This window comes from Candidatus Termitispirillum reticulitermitis (assembly GCF_054655775.1).
The window spans coordinates 1-3,297 of sequence record NZ_BAAIHG010000093.1 but is presented as its reverse complement, the minus strand read 5'-3'; the positions used below and the strand labels follow the sequence as shown (position 1 = coordinate 3,297).

The 3,297-nt window shown below is 45.3% G+C and carries 6 protein-coding genes; 5 read left to right on the top strand and 1 reads right to left on the bottom strand.

The annotated features are described in order from the left end of the window. Positions 1–275, bottom strand: a 275-nt coding sequence (locus AC1MDJ_RS07160) for an FkbM family methyltransferase (protein ID WP_479690241.1), incomplete at its 3' end; no start/stop codon positions are given. A 74-nt stretch (positions 276–349) separates the two neighbouring features. Here AC1MDJ_RS07160 and AC1MDJ_RS07155 point away from each other — a divergent pair. The 5 genes from AC1MDJ_RS07155 to AC1MDJ_RS07135 form a co-directional block, all read left to right on the top strand. Beyond that, entirely contained in the window at positions 350–592 is a 243-nt protein-coding gene (locus AC1MDJ_RS07155; protein ID WP_479690240.1) for an FkbM family methyltransferase, read from the top strand. A gap of 174 nt (positions 593–766) precedes the next feature. Beyond that, on the top strand, positions 767–1,288 hold the full coding sequence (locus AC1MDJ_RS07150) for a YceD family protein (protein ID WP_479690239.1): 522 nt from the start codon (positions 767–769) through the stop codon (positions 1,286–1,288). Positions 1,289–1,340: 52 nt separating this feature from the next. Next, positions 1,341–1,523 carry a 50S ribosomal protein L32 gene (gene rpmF, locus AC1MDJ_RS07145; RefSeq protein ID WP_479690238.1) on the top strand — a complete coding sequence of 61 codons (183 nt, stop codon included), beginning with the start codon at positions 1,341–1,343 and terminating at the stop codon, positions 1,521–1,523. A 4-nt stretch (positions 1,524–1,527) separates the two neighbouring features. Beyond that, a complete protein-coding gene (gene plsX, locus AC1MDJ_RS07140; protein ID WP_479690237.1) occupies positions 1,528–2,553 on the top strand; it encodes a phosphate acyltransferase PlsX in 1,026 nt (341 codons plus the stop codon). After that, positions 2,550–3,297, top strand: a 748-nt coding sequence (locus tag AC1MDJ_RS07135; RefSeq protein ID WP_479690236.1) for a beta-ketoacyl-ACP synthase 3, incomplete at its 3' end; no start/stop codon positions are given. The genes plsX and AC1MDJ_RS07135, both read left to right, overlap by 4 nt.

Here is a 3,297-nt window from a genome sequence, read left to right as displayed (position 1 = left end):
CATATAGCAAATGGAGAACCATTCCTTAAGAGCCGCCTTGCGCCGTTTATGCCGTCAACCTCAGCACCTTCTATATCAAACTTTATAAAAGCCCTATCCTCGGTCACAATCTCGTCTAAGCTAATACACTCCAGCTGCACATTGCCCTCATCTGATACACGTGAACCTTGATTCACAGTTTGCTCAAAGTGAACTACCTTCCGCCTATCAGAAATGCCCAATTGTAAAAATTCCACCCCTGAAATACCCATTAGCTTCTCTTTAGACCTTGCTATGTTATAAGAATTAGGTTCAAAGTAGTAACACTTCTTATATGCTCCGTTGCTGAAGTTGATATAGCTTAGACGAGATTGTGACCGAGGATAGGGCTTTTATAAAGTTTGATATAGAAGGTGCTGAGGTTGACGGCATAAACGGCGCAAGGCGGCTCTTAAGGAATGGTTCTCCATTTGCTATATGTGTCTATCATAAACCTAGCGACTTCTGGCAAATTCCTCAGCTTATATTGAGCATAAACCCGAACTATAGGCTATATTTAAGACACCATACGGACTATGTTAGCGAGACTGTTCTATACGGGGTAGCCCGCTGATTTTTCGTTGCCAGTGCATTGATTACTAATTGGCAACCTCATACCAGAGTGCCTCCATCTGTCCCACTTTAGCAGTTATAAGTTACGAAGTAAACGTGAATTGCAACAACTGCAGAAAACACCCCCTAATTCCCCCACCTTGACAAATCTTTTTTATTCGTCTATAGTCCTATTGTGGTTATCATCTATAAAGATATAGTTGACAAGCTAGCAGAGCTTGGGGCACTAGATGTGTCTGTTGCACTTGCATTTGATGACGAGCTTGGGCGTGTGGAAATTACTCGCTTTGACGGGCAGTTTATGAAGATAGACGATGATGGTGAAAATGGTTACTACCTGACAGGCGAAATGGAATGTCGGCTAGACACGCTCTGCGACAGATGTGGTGAGCCAGCTAAGGTTCTGTTTAATGTATCTGTCAATATGCCTATAGAGCCTAGCGGTATGCCTGTGGGTGGTAGTGATAGTGAGGTTAGCGATTCAGAGGGGGATATATTTTATTCTGGTGCCGAATCGCTTGATATAGACGAATTGCTTAGACAGGAGGTTTTGTTGAACCTGCCTGTCAAGAGGCTTTGCAGTGAGAACTGCAGAAATACTGTCCTTGATGAAATTGTGGCTAAAGGAGCTGGCGATGGCTGGCATAGTGGCTTGTCCACACTAAAAGACGTATTAGGGTTGAAGCAGGCAAAATAATGTGCTATGATACCAAATTCTAGCGTGAATGTTTAACATTTAGGAGACGAAAATGGGTAATCCAAAGACTAAAACGACCGAATCTAAACAGGGGCATCGTCGTAGCCATCATCACCCGCAAGGGCTTAGTAGCGGGAAATGTCCTAATTGCGGCGAGGTAAAGCTGGCGCATACAGTATGTCCTAATTGCGGACATTACGCTGGCAAAGAAGTGATGAGGAAAGCTGAGCTGTAAGGTTATGGTAACCATCACAATAGATGCGATGGGTGGCGATAATGCGCCTGATGCCATCGTGGAAGGTGCAGTCAGGGCTATTAAAGAATACCGCAATATCAGCGTGCTCTTAATAGGGCGTGAGGATGTTGTCGCTGGCTCGTTAGCTAAATTTCTACCATCGGGCGACCCTCGTATCACTATCAGACATGCTGAACAGGTTGTTGCTATGGACGACATACCTTCGCAAATAGTTCGCGGTAAACGTGATTCGTCTATACACGTCGGGCTGAGGTTGGTGAAAGAGGGGGAAGCGCAGGCATTTTATAGCGCGGGCAATACGGGTGCTGTTATGGCAACCGCGCTTGTGACATTGCGCCAGTTAGAGGGGATAGACCGTCCCGCCATAGCAACGGTGCTTCCTAGCATGTCGGGCTATTCTGTGATGACAGATGTTGGGGCAAATGTTGATTCTAAAGAAAATCACTACCTGCACTACGCTATAATGGGTTCTGCTTACGCTAAGAAGATACTAAAACTTGATGCTCCGAAGGTGGGACTGCTCAGCATAGGTGAAGAAGATGTCAAAGGCAACGAAACTACAAAGCATGTCTTTACAATGTTAAAGGAGTGTGAGGCACTTAACTTTATAGGCAATGTAGAGGCAAAAGAGATATACAAGGGCAAGGCGGATGTAATCGTTTGCGATGGCTTTGTTGGCAACATCGCCTTGAAGTCTAGCGAGGCTGTGGCCAGTTTTATAAACAAGCTCTTAAAAGATGAGATTAAGGGTAGCGTATTAAATATGATTGGCGCGCTATTTATGATGGGCGGGCTGAAACGCTTTAAGAAACGGGTTGATTATGAAGAATACGGCGGTGCGCCACTATTAGGGCTGAATGGTGTGTGTATCATAGGGCATGGTAGCTCCAGTGCTATGGCAGCTAAAAATGCTATTCGTGTGGCAAAAGAGATGGTTGAAACTGGCATGAATGCAGCTATAAAGGAAGATGTAAAAAATTCATTTGCTCTACTGAGAGGTGAGGCTTGACGTACGCACGAATAATTGGTACTGGTTCATATTTCCCTGAGGGGTTATTGACTAATGCAGATTTAGAAAAGATGGTTGATACCACCGACGAGTGGATAACGTCTCGCACGGGCATCAGAGTGCGTCACGTAGCTGCTAAGGATGAGATGACTAGCGACCTAGCATACAGGGCTAGCAAGAATGCTATTGAAATGGCGGGCATCAAAGCGGACGAGATAGATGGAATAATATTTCCAACTGTCACCCCAGACCAATGTTTTCCGTCTTGTGCCGATGTTTTGCAAAACAAGCTTGGCTTTGCAGGTAGTTTTGCTTTTGATTTGAATGCGACCTGTTCGGGGTTTGTGTATTCGCTATCACTTGCGGATGCGCTTATTAAATCGGGTAGATTTAAGACTATACTTATAGCCGCAGCTGAGCGGCTAACGACTATCACAGACTACACAGATAGGAACTCTTGTATATTATTCGGTGATGGCGCTGGTTCTGTAATAGTGCGTGCAGATAACACGCCCGGCATTCGCAGTTTTGATATGGGGGCGGACGGTTCTGGCGGCGATGTTATGTATATGAAAGGTATGGGGTCTGCGGAGCTTGTTAGGCAGCAACATGGTGAATCTGATGGCAATAGTTTTATCGCTATGAAGGGCAACGAGGTATTTAAGCGTGCTGTGCCCATGATGGCGGATTCTGGGGTTAAGGCATTATCGCGTAGTGGGCTTACGGGGCTTGAAGATATTGACT

What these genes read in the sequence shown, in the direction of transcription:
- rpmF (WP_479690238.1), top strand. Translation starts at nt 1,341, where the DNA reads ATGGGTAATCCAAAGACTAAAACGACCGAATCTAAACAGGGGCATCGT.
- plsX (WP_479690237.1), top strand. Translation starts at nt 1,528, where the DNA reads ATGGTAACCATCACAATAGATGCGATGGGTGGCGATAATGCGCCTGAT.